This window comes from Streptomyces sp. NPDC058671, assembly GCF_042716475.1.
In the GTDB taxonomy this organism is placed as follows: domain Bacteria; phylum Actinomycetota; class Actinomycetes; order Streptomycetales; family Streptomycetaceae; genus Streptomyces.
In genome coordinates this window covers 1-19,745 of record NZ_JBHXSA010000033.1, presented here as the reverse complement: position 1 = coordinate 19,745, position 19,745 = coordinate 1, and the positions used below count along the sequence as shown (strand labels likewise).

At 69.7% G+C, this 19,745-nt stretch carries 14 protein-coding genes and 3 pseudogenes; 7 read left to right on the top strand and 10 right to left on the bottom strand.

Annotation, left to right across the window (positions count from 1 at the left end):
- Window positions 1-135 precede the first annotated feature (135 nt).
- Both ACFWV2_RS30145 and ACFWV2_RS30140 read right to left on the bottom strand, forming a co-directional pair.
- Window positions 136-1,239 carry an NAD(P)H-dependent flavin oxidoreductase gene (locus tag ACFWV2_RS30145; RefSeq protein ID WP_384409743.1) on the bottom strand — a complete coding sequence of 368 codons (1,104 nt, stop codon included), beginning with the start codon at window positions 1,237-1,239 and terminating at the stop codon, window positions 136-138.
- On the bottom strand, window positions 1,236-1,850 hold the full coding sequence (locus ACFWV2_RS30140) for an NAD(P)H-dependent oxidoreductase (RefSeq protein WP_384409741.1): 615 nt from the start codon (window positions 1,848-1,850) through the stop codon (window positions 1,236-1,238). Before ACFWV2_RS30140 ends, ACFWV2_RS30145 begins: the two co-directional genes overlap by 4 nt.
- 118 nt (window positions 1,851-1,968) lie before the next feature.
- Between ACFWV2_RS30140 and ACFWV2_RS30135 the strand changes: the two genes are divergently transcribed.
- Entirely contained in the window at window positions 1,969-2,568 is a 600-nt protein-coding gene (locus ACFWV2_RS30135) for a TetR/AcrR family transcriptional regulator (RefSeq protein ID WP_384409739.1), read from the top strand.
- On the opposite strand, the gene ACFWV2_RS30130 is transcribed toward ACFWV2_RS30135, so the two are convergent.
- Window positions 2,565-3,203 (bottom strand): hypothetical protein, encoded by a 639-nt coding sequence (locus ACFWV2_RS30130; RefSeq protein ID WP_384409737.1) that lies wholly within the window; start codon window positions 3,201-3,203, stop codon window positions 2,565-2,567. The two genes, ACFWV2_RS30135 and ACFWV2_RS30130, sit on opposite strands and share 4 nt — an antisense overlap.
- A 622-nt stretch (window positions 3,204-3,825) precedes the next feature.
- Between ACFWV2_RS30130 and ACFWV2_RS30125 the strand changes: the two genes are divergently transcribed.
- Window positions 3,826-4,632, top strand: a complete 807-nt coding sequence (locus ACFWV2_RS30125) for a hypothetical protein (protein ID WP_384409735.1) — start codon at window positions 3,826-3,828, stop codon at window positions 4,630-4,632.
- 728 nt (window positions 4,633-5,360) lie between these two features.
- On the opposite strand, the gene ACFWV2_RS30120 is transcribed toward ACFWV2_RS30125, so the two are convergent.
- Together ACFWV2_RS30120 and ACFWV2_RS30115 are read right to left on the bottom strand one after the other, a co-directional pair.
- On the bottom strand, window positions 5,361-5,567 hold the full coding sequence (locus ACFWV2_RS30120; protein WP_384409733.1) for a hypothetical protein: 207 nt from the start codon (window positions 5,565-5,567) through the stop codon (window positions 5,361-5,363).
- Complete coding sequence (locus tag ACFWV2_RS30115; RefSeq protein ID WP_384409731.1) at window positions 5,567-5,833, bottom strand: ATP-binding protein; 267 nt, start codon at window positions 5,831-5,833, stop codon at window positions 5,567-5,569. Before ACFWV2_RS30115 ends, ACFWV2_RS30120 begins: the two co-directional genes overlap by 1 nt.
- Window positions 5,834-6,636: 803 nt before the next feature.
- On the opposite strand from ACFWV2_RS30115, the gene ACFWV2_RS30110 reads away from it, so the two are divergent.
- Window positions 6,637-7,377: an FAD-dependent oxidoreductase gene (locus tag ACFWV2_RS30110; RefSeq protein ID WP_384409729.1), complete on the top strand. Its 741-nt coding sequence runs from the start codon at window positions 6,637-6,639 to the stop codon at window positions 7,375-7,377.
- 199 nt (window positions 7,378-7,576) lie between these two features.
- Here the strand turns inward: ACFWV2_RS30110 and ACFWV2_RS30105 are convergent, their stop codons facing one another.
- The 3 genes and pseudogenes from ACFWV2_RS30105 to ACFWV2_RS30095 all read right to left on the bottom strand — a co-directional run bounded on the left by ACFWV2_RS30105 (window position 7,577) and on the right by ACFWV2_RS30095 (window position 11,536).
- A complete protein-coding gene (locus tag ACFWV2_RS30105) occupies window positions 7,577-7,849 on the bottom strand; it encodes a DUF6296 family protein (RefSeq protein WP_384409727.1) in 273 nt (90 codons plus the stop codon).
- Between the two features lie 460 nt (window positions 7,850-8,309).
- Window positions 8,310-8,764: pseudogene (locus tag ACFWV2_RS30100) on the bottom strand (transposase family protein); the annotation flags it as partial.
- A 279-nt stretch (window positions 8,765-9,043) separates the two neighbouring features.
- The gene (locus ACFWV2_RS30095) at window positions 9,044-11,536 is read right to left on the bottom strand and encodes a polysaccharide lyase 8 family protein (protein ID WP_384409725.1); all 2,493 of its coding nucleotides are present in this window, start codon (window positions 11,534-11,536) and stop codon (window positions 9,044-9,046) included.
- Window positions 11,537-12,565: 1,029 nt separating this feature from the next.
- On the opposite strand from ACFWV2_RS30095, the gene ACFWV2_RS30090 reads away from it, so the two are divergent.
- From ACFWV2_RS30090 to ACFWV2_RS30080, 3 genes are all read left to right on the top strand, one after another.
- The gene (locus tag ACFWV2_RS30090; RefSeq protein ID WP_384409723.1) at window positions 12,566-13,045 is read left to right on the top strand and encodes an FG-GAP repeat domain-containing protein; all 480 of its coding nucleotides are present in this window, start codon (window positions 12,566-12,568) and stop codon (window positions 13,043-13,045) included.
- A 1,074-nt stretch (window positions 13,046-14,119) separates the two neighbouring features.
- A complete protein-coding gene (locus tag ACFWV2_RS30085) occupies window positions 14,120-14,362 on the top strand; it encodes a DUF6411 family protein (protein WP_073814571.1) in 243 nt (80 codons plus the stop codon).
- Between the two features lie 217 nt (window positions 14,363-14,579).
- On the top strand, window positions 14,580-14,831 hold the full coding sequence (locus tag ACFWV2_RS30080) for a hypothetical protein (protein WP_384409721.1): 252 nt from the start codon (window positions 14,580-14,582) through the stop codon (window positions 14,829-14,831).
- A gap of 180 nt (window positions 14,832-15,011) precedes the next feature.
- Here the strand turns inward: ACFWV2_RS30080 and ACFWV2_RS30075 are convergent.
- Together ACFWV2_RS30075 and ACFWV2_RS30070 are read right to left on the bottom strand one after the other, a co-directional pair.
- Window positions 15,012-15,800: pseudogene (locus ACFWV2_RS30075) on the bottom strand (FG-GAP repeat domain-containing protein); the annotation flags it as partial.
- A 1,589-nt stretch (window positions 15,801-17,389) separates the two neighbouring features.
- Window positions 17,390-17,800, bottom strand: a complete 411-nt coding sequence (locus tag ACFWV2_RS30070) for a VOC family protein (protein WP_384409719.1) — start codon at window positions 17,798-17,800, stop codon at window positions 17,390-17,392.
- 566 nt (window positions 17,801-18,366) lie between these two features.
- On the opposite strand from ACFWV2_RS30070, the pseudogene ACFWV2_RS30065 reads away from it, so the two are divergent.
- Window positions 18,367-19,659, top strand: a pseudogene (locus ACFWV2_RS30065) (NF041680 family putative transposase); the annotation flags it as partial.
- Window positions 19,660-19,745 lie beyond the last annotated feature (86 nt).

Genomic DNA, 19,745 nt, shown 5'->3' with positions numbered 1-19,745 from the left:
TGGGGCCCCAAAAGCCGCGGTGCGGTTAGCCGGTCGACCAGATCGCCTGGCGCCGACGTCGTGATCGAGTGCCCGTGCAGGGCGCCGGCACTCGATCACGGCGGCACGTGGCCGCACTCCACTACGCGGGCTTCCTCAACGGGCTCGAGGTGATCCGAGGGGGAGGCCCTGACTTGGGAGCTCCTTGACCAAGTGGGCCAGGTACTCCCTTGCACCCAGGTCATCGCCGGCCAGCGCTGCCGCCTGTCCGGCCCACAGATTCACGTACTCCGGCCTTCCCTGGGCGGCGGCGGCCCGGCGGATGGGCTGCATCAGGGCGTTCTGGATGGGATATGGAGGCACGGCGTCCTCGTACGCCGCCATGTCGCGGACGAACCGGTTGGGTATGCCGCGGGCGGTGCGGCCGGAGAAGAGCCGGGTGAGGACGGTCGTACGGGCCGCTGGGGTCCCGAGCTGACGCTTGTGGGCGTCGCTCGCGCCGGATTCCCGGGTGGCGAGGAACGCGGTGCCGATCTGCACGGCGTCGGCGCCGAGGGTGAGGGCGGCCCGGATGCCACGGCTGTCGGCGATACCACCAGCGGCGATGACGGGCGCGGTCACGGCGTCGGCGATCTGCGGCACCAGCGAGAAGGTGCCGACCAGCGACTCCCGTACGGGTGCGAGGAACGCCCCGCGGTGCCCGCCCGCGTCACTGCCCGAGGCCACGATGGCGTCGAGGCCCGCGTCGTCGAGGGCGACGGCTTCCTCCACTGTCGTCGCCGTGCCGATCAGGGCGATGCCTTTACGGCGCGCCTCGTCGACGACGCGGCGAGGCGGGATGCCCATGACGAAGCTGATGACGGGCGGCGCGGCGGCGAGGAGTGCGTCGATCTGGTCGTCGAAGTCAGGCAGGGCTTGGACTTCCTCGTAGGCGGGGGCTGCGGCGCCGAGTTCGTTGTAGTAGGGACGGAGCCGCTCGACGTGAGCGGTGAGTACGGCGTTGTCCGGCAGTGCGGAGCGCTCGCCCTCCAGTGGCACCCAGAGGTTCACGGCGAACGGCCGACTCGTGGCGGCTTTCAGGGTGGTGACGAGCTCGGTGATCGCGGTGGGGGTGAGAATGTGCGCGCCGTAGGATCCGAGGCCGCCGCCCTCACTGACCGCGGCGGTGAGGGCGACGGAGGAAAGTCCGCCGCCGAAGGGGCCCTGGACGATGGGGTGCTCGATGCCCAGCAGATCGCCGAGCCGGCCCGGGCCGCTCATGCGGTCACCACCAGGGCGGCGGCTTCACGGCCGTGGGCGAACTGCAGGGTGGTGCGGGCGACGCGGGCGCCGAGGTGGTGGGCGGTGCGTAGGTCCGAGTCGGTGGGGGCTTGGTCGGGTCCGAGGTCGGAGGAGGACTGGGCCATGGCGCCGACGAAACCGCCGAGGCGGTTGAGGTCGTCCGGGCTGCCGGTAGAGGTGTAGGCCCAGCCGGGGAGCAGGCCGAGCGAGACCCAGGTCATGCCGTGCTGCGCGGCGAGGACGGCCAAGGACAGCAGCACGTTGTCCTTGTTGCCGTTGATGCCGGCGGAGTTGGTGAAACCGGCGGCGAGCTTGCCCTGCCAGCCCTGCTCGGCCCATACCTTGCTGCTGGCCTCGGCGAACCGCTGGAAGACAGCAGAGGTGGACCCCATATAGGTGGGCGAGCCGAAGATGATCGCGTCAGCCTCCTCGAGAGCCGCCCAGAGACTGTCGTCCAGAGTGGCGACGTCCCGCAGGTCGGCGCGCACGCCGGGGACCGAAGCGACGCCGGCCGCGACGGCGGCGGCCTGGCGCTTTGTGTGGCCGTAGCCGCTGTGGTGAGCAATAACGACGGAAAGTGGCGCGGACACGGATGTCCCTTCGTTCTCTGTGTAGCGGTACGCGGAGCAACAAACCTGACTCTAGACGACCGGTCAACTATTTACTAGCTCGCGAGTCGGGTAGTTGACCGGACGTATACTCAGCCTCATGGGACGCACCAGCACGGCACGCGAACGCCTCATCGACGCCACCGGTGAACTGATGCAGAGCCGCGGCTACAGCAACCTCGGCGTTGCTGAAATCTGCGCCAAGGCAGAGGTGAAGAAGGGCAGCTTCTACCACTTCTTCGAATCCAAACAGGCGCTGACGGTCGAGGCCGTCAACGCCTACTGGAACGCCGAACGCAGCTGCTGGACCACCGAGCTGGGCGCCACCGGCCCCGCCCTCGACCGCCTGAAGCGACTCCTGGACACCATGACGCAGCTCCAGCGCCGGATGAAGGAGACCTCGGGGACGGTCGACGGCTGCCTCCTCGGCAACCTCGCACTGGAGCTGGCCACCCAGGAGCCCGCCGTGCAGACCCGCCTGGAAGAGATCTTCGACGAACAGATCGCACTCGTCGCCGCCACCCTCAACGACGCTGCCGACGAGGGAACCGTCCCCCGCGAGCGAGCCACAGCGGCCACCGCGCGAGCCGTGGTCGCCCACCTCGAAGGACTGATCATGTTCGCCAAGCTCAAGAACGACCCCACTGTCCTCAACGACCTGTGGCCGCACACACTGCTGCTGCTCGGAGCCGCAGGCTAAGAAGTCGTTAACGCCAGCTCGTCGGCGCGGGCGCCGGGGACCAGCCGGGCGAGTTCGGCGAGCAGCGCGGCGTGGGCGAGGACCGGCGGCGTCAGAAGGTCGGCGGCAGCTTCACGGGCGCCCGGGTCGCGGTAGTGCCCGAGGTGCGCGGCCAGGGCGTGAGCGAGCCAGGCGTCGACGTCGGCCTGGACGTACCCGCCGGCTCGCCGGGTCAGCTCGTCGCGCGCGGCTTCGTCCCCGTCGCGGGGCTCGGTCTGCTCCAAGGCGTGTAGCTCGCGCAGCGCCTGGAGCTCGTCGGCGCGGGCCGCGATCCGCGGTGCCTCGCGTACGGCGGCCTCGCGGTCGGCGGCGGCCGCGGCTTCGGCGGCGAGCTCGGCCTGGACGACGCCGTCGCTCTCCGGGTCGTAGACGGTGCCCAGCGGCGCGGCGGCGAGCAGCTGGTCCAGGCGCTCCCACTCCGCGAGCTCCGCCCGGCCGCGGAGGTCGTCGACCAGGTCCTCGTGGCGGGAGTCCTGCCGTACGTCGAAGCGGGCGTCCTCGAGGACCGCCGCGACGGCGCCGACGTCCATCCCCTTCGCCCGGCGCCGTACGACGCGCCGCCCGATGCGCGCGGGGTCGGCCGGCTCCCGGAGCACGGCGACGCGCGTGGCGAGCGGGCGGCTGGCGGTACGCGGGGGGGCCAGGGGGTGGTCATCTTCGGCCTCGCATTCGTAGTGCGGATTCAGAAGCGGGCCGTCGTCAGCGCACTGTACGACGGCCCGCCGGATTGAGCCGAAGCACGAGAGTTGTCACCGTCGGCATCCACTGACCTGCGGATTCGATCGAGTGAAGCGCGTCGGTTGTCATAGATCGGCGCGCTGCTTGTCACCAGCAGCGCGCGACGTGCGGTTGGTGTCACCGACTCCTGCGTCCCATCAGTTGTCTGAGGGAGCAGCGGCCCGATGACCAGCGCGGTGCGCCATGTGCGGCCCCGAAGATCGATGACCGCTTGCGTGGATCGCCTGATCCCGCGCCATACGAGCAACAGGCGGTGGAGGCGTTGCCTGGCGGGCGGGTAGGACGGCACCATGGAGGCACCAGAACACGGGGGTGGAGCCGATGAGTCGCTTAGTACTGCCGTCCCTCTCCCCATACAAGCCAGCGCTGCCCCTGCAGGAAGCCGCCCCACTGGTCGGCCCCAAGGACGGCAAAGTTCATGTCCTGGAACACGAGTACCCATGGCGCTACGACGCATGGCGCGCAGTACACATAGGCCCCTTGTTCCTGGTGCGGACCCCTCAGCGGCAGGACGCGGCCCGACAGTTCCTGTTCGACAGGGCGGGTGTCGAAATCCGGACCGCCACAGTGATGAGCTGCCTTGTGCCGTGCACGGCACAGACCTGCCGCCGCTGGGTCGAAGGCGCCGTCGCCTATGCCTCCGCCATGGACGACATCTGCGCCGAGCTCATCGCCGCCCACCGTCGTGCCAGCTCCGTTCCGCAGTGGAGGCGCTTCGCCGCGCCCCTCGCCCTGCGTAACTGGGAGCAGACCCGGAAGCGCTACGAGCGGGTCATCCAGGAGGCCAGTGAGGCCTACAAGCCGGTCCGCAAAGAGATCCTGCAAGCGATCGATGCCGAAAAGGACAAGGCCGCCGAACACGCACGGCAGGCAGCTAAGGCCCGCCACCGCCGGGCCGAGCTCGCCGAACGGCCCATCTGGGGCTGGTCATCGGCGGCAACGAACGGCCAGCCGATTGCCCACATCTTCCGGCACGACCTATCCGCCGGCGACAGCCTCGCCCTGACTTCGCCGCAGGTGAATGGACCCCTCGGCTTGCCGGGTCTGCGCCAGGCGCTCAAAGTCCTGAAGCCGACCCAGCTGCAGTGGGACAGCACGGCGATCACTCAGACGGAGCGTGAGCTGGAAGGCGTGAGCTTCGAGAGCTGGTGGCGGGAACTGTTCTCCGAGGACTACCGCACCTTCACATCGCCCCCGCCAAGCCCCCCATCCCGCAACTGGGGCGGTGGCACGGCCACCGGCGGAACAGGCGGTTTCACAGGCGGGCTCAGCTTCGGCGGGTACTGACGCAGCCAAGCCCCGCCCCACGCTCCAGGCAGCCTCAGCGATCAGGTCTGGCACTGCTTGGTGGATGCCGGGGACCAGCCGCTCCAGGAACCGCCGCTGACCTTGGCGTGCACTCGGATTTCGACCTTGACACTGTCGCATGCCCGGTCCTTGCTTCCCCCCTCGACCGGACCCACAGTCGCACCCGCCCCGACCGAGATACGGCTGCTGCCCAACTTCTTCCAGTCAAGGCCCGGAGTCCGCCAATATGCCTCGTAGGAAACATTTACCGCCCTGGGTCCTGTGTTCCGTAGCGTGACATACGCCGTGACCTCCCGGTAAGGGACGTCGCCCAGCCATTGCCTCTGGGCGCTGATGCAGCTGTTGACCGCCACACGGCCGGTCGACGTGCCCCCGCCACAGGCGATGGACGCGGCGTGAGCATTGACCGGAAGGGTCACCACGGTAAGCGCGGCTGCACCCAGCACCGTTCCGATACCCCTGATATGCATGACATGTACCCTTCGCCGGGTTTCTTCCTGCCTGAAGGGACCATGGCTCACATCAGAGCATGGCATGTGGTTTCGACCAGCCCTTCATCCAAACGGGTACGGCTCGCGGCTTCGAGCACGGCCAGGCGCCGGTTGAGGTTGGGGTCGTCGCCGGCGTCGATGACGACGCGGACGGTACGGCGCGGGACGACGGGCCGGGCGGCGGGGTGTTGGGTCTGCTCGGCGGCGGGCAGGGTCTCAGTCCCGCAGGCCGCCGCCGAGAAGGGAGTAGGCGTTGTGGACCGTGGTCTCGTCGACGGTGTCCAGGTTCTGCTCGGCGCACAGGGAGGCGGCGGTGTGGGTGAAGACGGCCCAGTCGCGCATGGTGCCGTGGCCGTAGGAGTTGTCGACCTCGACCAGCAGTTCGTCAGGGGCGTCGGCGTAGATCGGGTGGTAGCGGCGCATCAGGGCCGGGACCTTCGCCAGGGCCAGGGGGGAGAAGGGCAGGCGGCGGAGGACTTGGGAGGAGCATCGGCCTCCTTGGACAGGACTTCCCAGCAGCCGTATCCGCCGACGTAGAGCAGGGCGAAGCGGGTCTTGGGGTGGTCATGGAAGTGGCGCAGCAGCTCGATGCAGTCGCCGTTCAGGCGCTGGGCCTCGTCGACGACGACCAGGCGCATCGGGGTGGCAAGCAGGCCGACCAGTTTGGTGGTGAGGTCGAACCAGGTCATGAAAAATCGAGCAGAGCCGGAAGCAGGTGCCTCCCGATGAGAACGGAAGGCACCATGTGGTCCGGCCTCCTTGTGGTCGCCGCGCTCCGTCCGTGTCCCCAGTCACGTCGCACAGGACAGCGAATGCCTGGGTCCCCCCTGGCCGTCAAGCCCTCCTCAAAGAGCGGCATCGCTGTCCATTGCGGGGTCCGCGGTGATGACGCGGGCGCCGGGCTGATGGCTCCGTTTCCCCGGGCCCTTGAGGCCGCTGTCAAGAGCGGCGCAGCCCGGCGCCTCCGTGGTCACCGCGAAACTCGCGGGGCCAGGTCGGACGTTGATCGTCACGGCGCGAGAAGTAGGGATTCACACCCCGATCCCTCGGGGCGGGCCGAAACGATACCGGAGCAGGAGTCAGCACCTGAGGGTTGGGCAGAGGAGGGTGCTCGGTGATCCCGCGTGGGCGAGGCGCTGGGCGCGAGAGGGATAGCGGCCCCTGGCCGAGTGCAGGGGCTTCGTACTGAACGAACAGACGACACGCCGCCGGGGCCATGGATCGAAGCCGCTCTGAGAACCCGGCCGACGGCAAATGCGGAGGTCGCGGGCGGCCGCTCGCGCCAGTCCCACAGCAGCGCTGCAACCTGCGTTCTGGCTGTGCCGTGCCATGGGAACTCGCAGCTCGTTCAGATGATCGCCGCTCGTCTGGCAGGGACAGGCAGGGACAGACTCCGCAGGAGCGGTAGACCGTGAGGCGCCGGCTGACCAACACTGGGGGCACACCGGAAAAGATGAGGCATTTGTCGCGTTGGCCACCCCCGACTGCTCGTATGTCGAGGACCGGGCGCCCGACCCCATCGTCGAACGGCACCACATCCCCCAGGCAGCTGCTGATCATCACCGGCGAGGCCTTCGCACCCGGATCCGGGGAGGACACCGGGGCCCGCTACACCCGGCTACAGCCCTGGGCCGAGCAGCGCTTCCCCGGCTTCAGGACCACCCATCGGTGGGCGGCCCAGGACAACAGTGCCACGGACTCCGTCCCGCTGATCGGCCCCCTGCATCCCGGAAGCAAGAACGTCTACACCGCCACCGGGTTCGCCGGATGGGGAATGACCGGTGGCGTACTGGCCGGACAGCTCCTCGCCTCGCTCATCACGGCAGCCCCTCGCGCGCCGTGGGCCGAGTTCTACGATCCCCGCCGCCTGGGACCAGCCGTCCGGACCGCCCCCGCCTTCCTCAAGGCCCAGTGGGACACCGGCAAGCACTTCGTGAAGGGCCGCCTCGACACGCTCGGAGACGGCAGCAACGGTCCGGTCGCCTCCTTGCGCCCCGGCGAGGGCACCGTGGTGCGCGCCCACGGCAAACCCTGCGCCGTCCATCGCGACGACCAAGGCGAACTCCACGCCGTCTCCGCCGTGTGTACCCACCTTGGCTGCCTTGTCGCCTTCAACAACGCGGAACGCACCTGGGAATGCCCTTGCCACGGCTCCCGCTTCGGCATCGACGGCGACGTCCTCCAAGGCCCCGCCCTCCACCCCCTGGAACCGCAGGACACCGACAAGCTCTGATGCCACCGCGCCGGCCCCGCCGGGGCGCCGGCCGCGCCGAGCTGCTGGACCAGGCGCGCGCCGTGCACCGGAAGCAGGAGGGACGAGCGCGAACGCGGACAGCGCATCCGGTCCCGCCAGCACCTGCCCTTCCCCTGGACTGATCCCGATGGACTGATCCCGAGGGGCATCGTGGAGGTGGCCGTATCGGAACGGGGAGTCAGGCCGCGGAGGTGGAGGGGTCGGCAGGATCTTTCGGATCGGCTTCGGCGAGACGGCGGGCCAGGACGTGCTGGGTCGGAGCCTGGTGCCCGCCTGAGGCGAGGATGCGCACCTCGTCCCGGTCACTGATCTCCGCCCGGACGATGCCGGTGGGATCGGCGTAGACAGGGTGGCCGCCGGGCCCCTTGGAAGAGGTGCGCTCGACGATGGCGATGTCCTGGGCAGTACCCGTGTCGTCGGAGAACACCAGCTCATATCGGAGTGGCCTCATTCACACCATTTTACGCCGAAAGCCCGGCTGCGCCCCCGGCCGACCAGCAGAGAAAGTCGCTGGTTGAAGCGGTGCGAGGCCGCGCCGCTTCACCATGGTCGGGCGCGAGACCCGGCCGACTGCGGAACACAGGTTCCCGGGCGGCTCGACGCCCCCTCCGTTTCGTCCAGCCCCCGGCCGCCTGCCCAGGAAACCCCGCCTCACATGACTACTGGCATCGCTCCGCATGATCCCATTCGGGCCGTGACCGGCATCACCACCCTTCCCCGCTACCGGCGCCCGCGCCTGGTCCGGATGGCGGGCCGTTGCTTGGCGCGCCCGACGCCCCCGGCCGCCCGCCCACAACGTCAGCGCCGCCACAGCGGCTCTTCCCGCGCTCGAGGCGATCGGCGCCGCCCTCCGCGACCCCGTGCTCATCCCCCCACTCGCCGCCAGTGCCGCGCTGGCTCACTGAGCCCCTTCAGCGTTGCCTCTCCATGGTGAGGACCGCGGCGGCGATGTCCGTCATACGGTTCGGGCCGCAGCGGCTCCGGCACACGGTTCGGGCCGCAGCGGCTCCGGCGGAAGATCTGCCAGGAGTTCAGGCGGGCGATGCCTCGTTCGACAGGAGCGCGTGCCTGGACGAGTGCCCGGTTCAGCGTCCGTCGGTCGGTGACAGTTCGCCGTTGGGCGAGCGGCGGATGGCGGTGGTGACCCAGGAGCCGGCGCCGATGTAGGCGCGGGTGGCAACGATGGGGGCCCTGGCGTTCGCAGATTGGGATGATGCGGTGGGTGCGTGCGGCGGTCAGATCGTGAGCGCGGCCCGGCAAGGTTGCCAGATCCACAGGAGCTGGGCTTCGGGATGGTGACGACCTGCACGCTCACGCCGTTGCGCCGGCGCATGTGGGAGTAAGCGGCGCGTCCATCGCCCAGGCGGCGCAGTCCCCCCGCGGTCGGCAGATGCCCAGGGCGGACAGCGCCCCGGCCATCACCCAGCTCCGCCGCTCCCTAGGCCGCCAGGCCGCTGATCGGCTGCGTCACGGGTCGTAGCCGGGGCCCTCCAACACGGCCGCGATCGTCCAGCCCCCGGCTTCAGGACTCGGGCGCGCGCCGCGACGCGAGGAGGGCCCTCCCGGGAGTAGGTCGCATCGGCCCACCGTAGAGCCCGAGCGAGCCGCCCTCCCCCGCGCGCACGCAGGTCCGTCGCGGCCGGTCTCACGCGAGCCTGACCACCGCTTTGTGCGTGGCGGCGAGCGTTCCCGGAGTGATCCGGAGCTGGAGCACGGAACCCGTGGCCACCACCTGGACCGTCGCGTCCTTGGACAGTACCGCCGACACGGGGCGGTTCCAGGTGAGGTCGATCGTCGCGCCGTCGCGCAGGGGGCCGGAGACGCACACCGTGGCGATGGTGCCGGACTCCCGGATCAGCACGGACGCGGGGGCGCCCGCGGTGACGTCGCCGACCGTGCCACCGAGCCAGAAGTTGATGCCGGTGAAACCCTGCGCGGGAACGCGTACGCCCTGCTGTTCCTTGGTGTTGGCGAGGACGGTGAGCCAGTTCGTGTCGGCCGCGCGGGCGGCCGTCTGTGCTTGGCTCGCGCCGGGCATCAGGACGTAGGAGTACGCGGCCCAGGTCGGATCGGTGCCGTGGTCGAACCAGAGGGTGAGGTACCGGCGGGTGACCGGATCGGTCACGGCGCCCTTGTTGATGTCCGACCACGTGCCCGTCCGGGCCTGGCGCAGGGCCTTCAACACCGGGGCGCCGCCGGGGAAGACGTACCCGGCGTGACCGGCGAGGTGCGCCCACCGCGTGCCGGTGAGGGTGGCGCTCCAGCCGAGCGTGGTCGGCTGGAGCGTGCCGTCGACGGTGAAGGCGTGTACGCCGGCCTCACCGAGGTTGCGGTTCTCCACGACCGACTCGACGCCCGTGCCGTCGCGCCCGTGGATCCCGGAGCCCAGGCAGACGATCGCGTCGTCGAGGAAGAACCAGGACTTCTTGGCCAGCAGCGTGGAGGACAGGCCCTTGAGGTACTGGCCCACGGCCGCGTGCGTGCCGTCGGTCGTCCCGCCCACCCAGCGCACGTCGGGCCGGGCCGCGCCCCAGGTGCCGCCTTCACCGTCGGCGAGCGGCTTGCGGGAGGCGGTGGTGCCGGGCAGCCGGTACGGGTCGACCGTCGGCCAGAAGTGGTCGCTGTACTGGCCGTTGGCGAAGGTGTCGCCCCACCAGTAGAGCATTCCCGAGCCGCTATGCCAGGCGCGCAGGTTCTCGCCGTTGCCGTTCTCGTAGTACGTGATCCGGTTCGACGCCATGGAGAGCGAGGCCGCCCAACCGGCGCGCCGGTGCACGGCCCGGTCCATACCGGAGAAGAGGCGGTGGCCGGACGGTTCGGGGCTCACCGCGGCCGCGCCGTCGTCGACGGTCTTGAGGCGGGCGAGCGCGGCGACGCCCAGCGCGGGGCTGGCGAGCAGCGGACTGTAGTAGTCGCGGGCGATCCAGCCCTTCACCATTCCCTCCCACCGGGCCTTCTCCGCCGCCGACGCGCTCTGCGCGAGCAGCGCGACGCACGCGATGATCGCGTGGCCGCGCAGATGGTCGTCCTGACGGACGCCCCGGGTGTCCGACTTCTGTATCCCCCGGCTGATCGCCCGTCCCGATACGGCGTCCATGGCCAGACCGTTGAAGAGGAAGGGCGCGTACGCCCTCTCCACCGAATCGAACACCACCTGCCGGCCGCCGTCGGTGACCTCCCAAGGCGAACCCTTGAGCAGCGCGAACAGCAGCGACAGACCGCCGAGCATGACCGCGCCGTACGAACCCGCGTAGGGGACGTAGGTGTGTTGGATGAAGCTCCCGTCGGCGAAGAGCCCGTCCCCACTCGTGACGTAGGGGAAGACCGGCGAGAGCGCGTCACGGGCCAGGGTCAGCTTCGCGGCGGATCTGCCGACGACGCCCCGCAGCGCGAGGACCCGGCACAGGTCGACCCGGTTGGCGCCGGTGGACGTGCCGGTGTAGTTCGCCACGGCGCTGTCGGGGACGAAGTGGTCGACGGCGGCGCAGTGTTCGGCGATCCGGGTCGCACCGAGGTGGTCGTACAGCAGGATGTCGATGTCGAGCAGCGCCTGCGGAATGCCGATCTGCCAGTTGTACCAGTTGCCGTAACGGGCCTGTGTAGCGTGGTACGCCTGGTCCTGGAGGTGGTCGAGCCCGGCGAGGATCTCGGCCCGCAGGGCCGTGTCGCCGGTGAGACCCGTGCCGGGCTGGGAGTACGCCTCGGCAAGGGTGCGCAGCCGGTTGTAACTGGTGTTGAGGTTCCCGGAGTACGTGTACGACTCGGCGTCCGTGTCCGGCTCGGGGTCCGCGTAGGGCAGGTCCGGCCAGAGCGAGCCGTTCGTCCGGGCCATGGAGGAGCGCAGACCGCGGGCGGTGTCACCGAGCGCGGCGAGCTTCGAGGCGAAGGGCTCGGCGGTCGGAGTGACGTTCGTACCGAGGATCAGCTGCCGCCACGTCACGCGCAGCGCGTTGTACGCGTCGGCGGCGCGCGCGGGCGTCGCGGCGAGCGGCACCGCGAGCGGTGCGACAGCGGCGGTGCCCAGGGCGGCACGCAGCAGACCGCGTCGGGACAGCAGGGAAGCGGGCACGGAGGAGTGCAAGGCGGGCGGACCTCCCGGGGAAGAGCGCCCGGCGGTCGGCGCTGTGGCCGTCAGCATGCCCGGCACAGAAAGCGATTGCTACCCCCTGACAAAGGGATTCCGCAGCGCGCGACCCGAATCGGAGCCAGCCGCTCCGCAGACCGGCGGGAACGGTGGGCCCGCCGGGCGCGAGCGAGCCAGGGCCGTCGGCCAGCGGCGGGCCAAGCCCGCCGAGAGCGGTGGGCAGATCTACCGGAACGGTGATCCCGCCGGGCGCGAGCGAGGCGGAGCTGTCGGCCAGACGGCGTGGAACCTCCGGAGCAGGTCGCCGTGGTACTTCGGAAATCTCGCGAAGTTGGAGACGGTGCGCTCAGACGTCCCGTCGGGTCGCTGTCCGGCGATCTGAGGCGCGGTCACCGGTACAGGCGCTCGGAGGGAGGCCCAGGAAGGGGCGAAAGGCGGGAGATCGCTGGTCAGCGGCATAGAAGGGCGCGGGGTCGGGTTCCGCTGCCTGGGCTGCGGCAATGGCGGCGTCCCGAACCCTCTCCCATGCGGCAGCGGCAGCGGCCTCGACGGGCTCCGCTTCGATCTTGCATCGACCGCAGAGATCAGCGGTCTGCGGGACCCGCCCGCACCCCTTGCCGTCGAAACCCGGCAGTGGCCGACGTCCACGGTGACAGGCGGCTGGACGCAGGCCAGGCTGAGCATGCCCGGAGCCACGCCGCGCCCGCATCCGCAGCGCAGGTCGGCTGTTCACCCCCGAGGCAGACGGCGCACAGGTCCGTGTCGGGCTGGGCAAGGCGGGGGCACACACCGTTGTCCCCGGCGCAGGGCGCGACGCCTACCCACCCGTGCGATCCGAGACCCTCAGTCCCAGTGCTTGCCAGGGATCCTCTCACCGGGAAACAGGGTGAAGGTTCTCTCATGCGGCACTAGGGACGCGGGGGTCGCAGCCGCCGTCGGCCGGAACGAAAGGAGGGGCCCGGCGCACAGCGCCGGGCCCGCTTCACGGCGGTCGGCGACCTGAACGCGGACGGCTGGGCCGACGCGCTGGCCCAGGACGCCTCCGGCGACCTGTGGCGGCTCGACGGATCTTATTGGGGGTTCATGCCCAAGGTGCAGATCGGTTGGGGGTGGAAGGACCTCCGTCTCGCAGGCGCCGGCGACATGAACGGCGACGGCTCTCCGGACGTTACCGCCGTCGACCCCGCCGGCACCCTGTGGATTTACCACGGTGACGGCGCGGGCGGGCTCCAGCCCCGCTACCTGCGGGGAGACGCCTACCAGAACTACCGGCTGACGGGTATCGGCTCCCTGGACGACCACGGCAGCCCGAGCGTCCTCGCGCAGAAGAGCAATGGGGACCTCTTCCTCTACACCCGAGGAATGACCGCCAGGACCAAGATCGGCTGGGGGTGGAACGGCCTGACCCTGACCGGCGCCGGCGATCTCACCGGCGACGGGATTCCCGACGTCCTCGCCCGCGATGCCGCCGGTGTCCTGTGGCGGTACGACGGCAACGGCACAGGCGGCCTGAAGAGCCGCGTCAAGATCGGCTGGAGCTGGAACGGCCTCTCCACATTCTGATTCCTCGGGGGGACCAGCAGGCGCTCCGCCCCCACTCCCCCCGGGAGCGTAGACGTTGCCGGTACGCCCCCGGCGATTACACACGCTACGCCAGGTTCGGTTACACCAGGGACACGTGCCGACCGAACCACGCGTTGCTGCGACGCAAGTCATGGAAGCAGCGTTCAGCCTAAATCAGCAGGTCAGGGGCGCAAAAAGGGGTTGCACTGTCACAGCGCAGTGTTGCAGGGCCAGCTACGGCGGGGGCGCGGTGACGCTGGCCTCCGCAGGAGGACACCGGCCACCAGGTCGCAGTGCACCGAGGCAGTATGTCGGCCGCACCACCACCTTCGCTCGGTCAGCCGGTGCGGCCCTTGCCGGGTAGCTCCATCAGTCCCGGCACGGGCACCGGTGGACGGGCTCGTCCTTCTCCGCCGGGTGGAGCAGCCAATGCAAACCAACCTGCCTAACGAGCTCGTGCATGGTGGGCGGTGAGACGTCGGAAAGTCCAGCTCGGCCTGGTGGTCACCGTGGCTGACCAGCCCCGCGGGTCATGTTCTGCTGGCGTGAAAGGAGTCCGGCGACGGCTTGGATGGTGTCGGTCATGTGCTCGCGGCGGCCGTGGTGGCGGGCGAGTGCTCGCCGGCTCTTGAGGTGTGCGATGCCGTGCTCGACGCGGATGCCGCGTGAGGAGTGGGCCTTGCGCTGGCGCTCGTAGATCTCCTCGTACCAGTCCGGCGGATTCTTCCTGGACTTGGGTGTGGTGGTGTCACCACTCCCCCGGCCCCGCGTCGGCCGCCGGGACCAGGCTCGATGCGAGGGCCCCCCGCCAGGCTGCCACCGACATCTTCAGCTGGCCCGCCTGCCCCGTACTCGTCGTACGACTCACACATCACGCATCTCCCGTTCCCGCGCTCCAAAGCAGCGAGGCCGAGAAGCGGGGAGCAGGGCCCGGAGTATGAGGAATGAGGCACGCCCGGGGACGCCGCCCGCGCCGCAAAGCGCGTGACAGCCGGGGCGTGAACGAAGGTTCGCTGGGTATGCGCGGTCACACGACGAAACGTCACCGCACCACCGAAGAAGTGGGGTTCAACCATGATGATCGCTGGAATCATCGCCGTCTGCGTGGTACTCGCCGTTCTGGCGTTCTTCCTGCCCCGCCTCTCCAAGCACCCCGAGCGCGGCACCCAAAAGACCCTCGGCCTGGGCTCCCGCGCGGGCGGAAAGGCCCCCGGCCCGCTGGGCCGCCTCTTCAGCAAGCCGTTCCGCAGCAGTTCGAAGGCGGTAGGCAAGAGTGGCTCCGCTGGCCGCCGCATTCGGGGCCACATGCCCTTCTGACCTCGCGCCCCTATCAGCCCGGCCCCCGACCCCCGTCGGCGGCCGGGCCGCGGTGTGTCTGGGGTTGCTCGGACTCTCCTCACAGATTCGTGGTCCGACGGCGGCCCGCGCGACCCGGTCGACGGAGACCCCGTGCCGATCGGGCACCACATCGCCAACCTCCGGCTTCGTGCTCACCGCCGGACAGGCCGGTGACGCACCCGCCTTCGCTCACGTCATGGCCCGCCTTCGCGTCCCTCGACGGCGAGGATGGCCTCGCACCAGCCCGGACGTGGTCCCGACTGACAAGGCGTACTCCTCACGCGCGATCCGCGAGCACCTGCGCAAGCGCGGGATCCGCGCCGGCATCCCCGTTCCGGCCGATCAACGGCCGCCGTCTGCGACGCGGCAGCCGGGCGCCAGGCCACCCGCCTTCGACCGCGAGGCATACAAGCAGCGCAACACCGTCGAGCGCTGCATCAACCCCTGAAGCAGTGGCGAGGCATCGCCACCCGCTACGAGAAGACCGCGACCTTTACCTGGCCGGACTCCACATCGCGGGCATCTTCCTCTGGTCTGCCCGATGATCCAAACGAACTGCCTAGTACTGCAGAGGTCTTTGCCGGGTGTGTGAAAAGGCCCCGCCCAGAAGCGGAGGCCCTTTCGAGGGTCAGAAGGCTCCGTTCAGGTCCCACCAGTTACCGCCGCCGAGCCAGTCACCGGCTCCGAGGCCGCCGCTGCCCGTACCCGCGTACCGGTACAGCATGCCGTCGCCGGCCTTCGTCGCGACGAGGTCCGGTCGACCGTCGCCCGACCAGTCGCCGTTGCCGATGATCGTCGGCATGCCATTCCAGCCGCCGCTACCGACCAACACACGCGAAGCAAGCGCGCCGGCCTTGCCCGGATAGAGCCAGAGCTTGCCGGTCGACGCCTCGCGGGCGTAGAGGTCGGCCCGCCCGTCGCCGGTCATGTCACCGACGCCCGCCAGGGCATTCATGCCGTTCCAGCCGCCGGTGCCGATCAGCCTGCGTGCACCCAGGGTGCCCGTGGAGGTGCCCGGGTACAGCCACAGCCTGCCGGTGGACTTCTCCACCGCGAGCAGGTCGGCCCGCGCGTCGCCGGTCAGGTCGCCGAACGCGGCGATCCGGCTCATGGCGTTCCAGCCGCCGGTGCCGATCAGCTTGCGTGTGCCGAGGCCGCCGGTCCCGGTGCCGGGGTAGAGCCACAGTCTGCCGGTGGACGCCTCGCGGACGATCACGTCCTCGCGGTTGTCCCGGCTGAAGTCACCATGCCGGACTATAACGTTGAAGGCGTTCCAGCCACCCGTGCCGACCAGCCGGCCACTGCCGTCACCGGGCAGGAACCACAGGCGTCCGACCAGGTCACGGACGAGGACGTCCGCCCTGCGGTCGCCGTTCATGTCGCCGAAGCCTGCGGCGGGCATCGTGGCGGTGGCGCTGAGGGTGTGGTCCGTGCGCGTCCACGGCACGAGGCGCCGGCGGAGACCGCGGGAGGCGGAGTTCACCTGCCTCTGCTGTGGCGAGGGTTGGGCCCGGGACAAGCTGCAGGATGCCCTGTTCATGCTTCCGCCAAGGGCCGCCAGCGAACTTCGGGTGCAGGTCGAGCGCCTGGACGCGGTACTCCTCGGGCGAAGCACCACGATGCGACGGCGGAGCCGGAGTTGGCGTGGTGGCATCGCAGGTGCTGATCCGTACCAATGTCGCCTATGGGTTCGTCGGCTCTTGCGTGACTGGTCGGGGGGATCTGGCAGAGGGCGGAGTGGCGACGTCTGGAACCACTGGCCCACAGGCAGTACCGCTGCGGGCGGTGGCGCGATCACCGCCAGATGGGCCACGGCATCCTGCACCGGGGCGAACCGGGGTGCAGTGGCGTGATGTGCCTGAACGCTACGGGCCGTGGAAAACCGTCTACGAGCGCACCGGTGCTGGCCGGCCGGTCGAACTGGGAACGGCTACTGCAGCAGGTGCAGGCCGAGGCTGATGCCGCGGGTGGGCTCGTCTGGGACGACTTGGCGATCCCACCTCGATCCCTGCCCACCAGCACCGGCCGGCGCGCGGAAAGCCCCGCCGCCCACCGCATCACATGGGGCGGCCGCGATGGCACACCAGAGTGGAAGATCGTGCGTGAGACTGTGCACCCGCCCCCTCCTGGCAGCCGGCCGCAACTCGCCCGCCTCGTGTGCTCGTACTAGGACCCGGCCGCCGCCGAGAATCGGCGGCGCGGGACAGACCAGGTGCGCGACGCCTGCGGCTGCGGCTGCGGCTGCGGCTGCGGCTGCGGCTGCGGCTGCGGCTGCGGCTGCGGCTGCGGCTGCGGCTGCGGCTGCGGCTGCGGCTGCGGTCGATCAAGACGCAAAGTCGCATGATGCCGTGGGGGGCTGCGGCGAGACTTCTCGCCGCAGGTCCCCAATGCTGTTCGCCTCTGTGCCCCCTGTCCATGGAGGACCTGTCCGTCCTGCCCGCCGCGCCCCAGGCGAGGTCCCTCCGGCACCGTCGGGATGAGCCCGAGGACTGGCGACTGTGCCCCAGCTGCTACCGACCGGTCTATTTGCCCCGGTGGGTGAAGTGAGGCACGGGCGAAAGGAAGGCCGGGAGACGACCGTACGCCGTTCGTCCTGGCTGCGATCTCCGGGTTTCGTGCCAGCGCGCCACCCCCCTGCACGAATGCAGCCTCGCGACAGTGGAATCACCCCGTTCTCTCGCATCCATGTCGGTGAGACCTGCGCCATCCAGTGCCACCGCCGTACCCGTTCCCAACCGGATCGGGCTAGACCATCCCGGCCGCAGCTTGCGCGCCGGAATGGTTCCCGGGCGGCCGACTCCTCCTCACCGTGCCCACCCTGGACCTCCTCGCCCAGACCGCGCAGGTGTGCCGGGCGGTGGGGCATCGGGCGTCGAGGGCGGCGTTCTGCTTGCGCTTCCACCCCTCGGGCGGAGGCCAGGTGGCGAGTTGGTCACGCTTCCAACCGCTGGCAGGCGTGCGAGAGGCCTCGACCTCCTCGGCGAGGGCAGGTCTGACATGTCTGAATTAGTCGCGCTCGGGCCAGGACGGGCCCTGGTCGGTCCAGATCACGCCCTTGTTGCGGCACAGGCAGAAGGGGTGGCCGATCGGGTCGGTGTACACCTGCCAGCCATAACCGTTGGGGCCGATGAAGTCCTGCCTCAGCGTCGCGCCGAGGTCGAGGACGCGACGCTGCTCGGACTCGATCTCGTCCACTTCGAAGTCAAGGTGGAACTGCTTGGGGTGCTCGCTGTCGGGCCATTGCGGAGCGCGGTAGTCGTCCACCCGGATGAATGCCAGCTCGATCTCGCCGAACTGGATGCCAGCCCAGTCCTCGGAGCTGCCCTTCTTGACCGGACGGCCCGTCACCTCGGAGTAGAAAGCCGCCAGCTTCATCGTGTCCGGGCAGTCGATAATGAAATCGGTCAGTCGCAGCATCCCGCGATCTTGTCACAAGCTCACGCCCGACTTCGAGACAGGCCCTGAGCTTGGTCTTTATCTTCGGCGGTCTGCGGCTGGATCGGGCGGGCCCATAAAGGCGTCGAGCTCTTTGATGATCTTGCGGAGCTCGCGGGCTCCGCGAGGCGACATTGCTCGGATCACGCCGTCGAGTAGGGCACGGCCTTCGAGAGGGTTGCCGCAGCAGTACCAGTGCACGTTGCCGAACTCGTCGTCGTGCCAGAGCTCGCGCGCGGGCCTGTGAACGTAGTCCTTCCACAGGCGCAATGCCGCACTGATGTCGCCCGGTTGGAGGTAGTTCCGGCTGTGTTCAAGGCGCACGATCTCGGACAGCGCTCGCGAGGAGAGGCGGTCAATGGCCGGCCTTGAGCGCTGTGACTGCCGCCGGTCCGGGCTCCCGGCCCGGATGCGTCCTGGCCGTCTACGCGGCATGGACCTTTCGGTTGGTCGTCATGCCGCACATGGTGCCACAAGGTCGAACGGTGTCTCGAACGAGTTCGCTCGCCTGGGGATTCGCCGGACGTGGGGGCGGCCTTCGTCTGATCATGTGCTCCGACCAAGGAGTACACGTGACCACGACGAAGGCCGCGAGGGTGAGTCTGCTGCACCACAATGTCCGGCGGGAAGCGTTCGCGGAAGCGTCACGCTTCCGGGGAGACTTCTACGAGTGCCTGACCGCTCGGCGCGACGAGTTGTTCGAGCTGGCGGACGCGGTGCTGTGTGCGGACGGTGCGGTGAAGTCCCCGGTGGACTTGACGCTGTTGCCCGAGCATCGTCGCGGGCACGGAGCGATGTACGGCGGCTTGAACCGCGGCCGCATCGACGTTGGCCGGCTGCGGACGGTGCTGGCCGGGCTGCCGCTGCCGCGTTTCGACGGCGGGCGCCTGATCCTGGCGGTCGATGTGTCGCCGTGGCTGCGTTCGGACGCGCCGTGCTCGGCGGAGCGGCTGTTCTGCCACGTCTATGGCCGTGCGAGAACGGCGTCGCAGTTCATTCCGGGCTGGCCCTACTCCTTCGTCGCCGTACTGGAGCCGGGCGCCACCTCCTGGACCGCGATCCTGGACGTGGTCCGCCTCGGACCGGCGGACGACGCGACCGCGGTCACCGCCGCCCAGTTGAGGGGGGTCATTGAGCGGCTCATCGCCGCGGGCCAGTGGCAGGCCGGGGACCCGCATATCGTGATCGTCAGCGATGCCGGCTACGACGTCACCCGCCTGGCCTGGGTCCTGCGCGACCTCCCCGTTGAGCTGGTCGGCCGGGTCCGCTCCGACCGCGTCATGCGTCTGCCGAAACCACCGAGGATGCACGGCGTCAACGGCCGGCCGCCCAAGCACGGCCCGGAATTCCGCTTCACCAAGCCGGAGACCTGGCCCGAGCCCGCCATCACCACCGTCACTGACACCACCAACTACGGAAAGGCCGAAACCCAGGCATGGGACCGGGTCCACCCAAGGCTCACCCACCGCTCTTCCTGGCTTGACCACGATGGTGAACTTCCGTTGGTCGAAGGTACGTTGATGCGGTTGAAGGTCGAGCATCTATCGATGGACCGGGACGCCCCGCCGGTGTGGTTATGGTCCTCCAAGACCGGAGCCACCCCCGACGATGTGGACCGCTTCTGGCAGGCATTTCTCCGCCGCTTCGACCTGGAGCACACCTTCCGCTTCGCGAAGCAGACCCTCGGATGGACCACCCCGAAACTCCGCACTCCCGAGGCAGCGGACCGCTGGACCTGGATCCTGATCGTCGCTTACACCCAGCTCCGGCTCGCCCGGCCCCTCGCCGCGGACCTCCGCTGCCCCTGGGAGCAACCCACCATTCCCAGCCGGCTAGGGCCTGTTGCGAAAGTCGATCTTGATCGTGAATGATCACGTCTCGTGAGGCGTGGGGATCTGACGAACGGCCAGTGGGCCCGGCTTGAGCC

Bases quoted from the DNA above. Each gene is read 5' to 3' on its own strand.
- ACFWV2_RS30145 (WP_384409743.1), bottom strand. From the start codon at position 1,239: ATGAGCGGCCCGGGCCGGCTCGGCGATCTGCTGGGCATCGAGCACCCC.
- ACFWV2_RS30135 (WP_384409739.1), top strand. From the start codon at position 1,969: ATGGGACGCACCAGCACGGCACGCGAACGCCTCATCGACGCCACCGGT.
- ACFWV2_RS30120 (WP_384409733.1), bottom strand. From the start codon at position 5,567: ATGCGCCGCTACCACCCGATCTACGCCGACGCCCCTGACGAACTGCTG.
- ACFWV2_RS30115 (WP_384409731.1), bottom strand. From the start codon at position 5,833: ATGACCTGGTTCGACCTCACCACCAAACTGGTCGGCCTGCTTGCCACC.
- ACFWV2_RS30110 (WP_384409729.1), top strand. From the start codon at position 6,637: ATGTCGAGGACCGGGCGCCCGACCCCATCGTCGAACGGCACCACATCC.
- ACFWV2_RS30105 (WP_384409727.1), bottom strand. From the start codon at position 7,849: ATGAGGCCACTCCGATATGAGCTGGTGTTCTCCGACGACACGGGTACT.
- ACFWV2_RS30095 (WP_384409725.1), bottom strand. From the start codon at position 11,536: ATGCTGACGGCCACAGCGCCGACCGCCGGGCGCTCTTCCCCGGGAGGT.
- ACFWV2_RS30090 (WP_384409723.1), top strand. From the start codon at position 12,566: ATGCCCAAGGTGCAGATCGGTTGGGGGTGGAAGGACCTCCGTCTCGCA.
- ACFWV2_RS30085 (WP_073814571.1), top strand. From the start codon at position 14,120: ATGATGATCGCTGGAATCATCGCCGTCTGCGTGGTACTCGCCGTTCTG.
- ACFWV2_RS30080 (WP_384409721.1), top strand. From the start codon at position 14,580: ATGGCCCGCCTTCGCGTCCCTCGACGGCGAGGATGGCCTCGCACCAGC.
- ACFWV2_RS30070 (WP_384409719.1), bottom strand. From the start codon at position 17,800: ATGCTGCGACTGACCGATTTCATTATCGACTGCCCGGACACGATGAAG.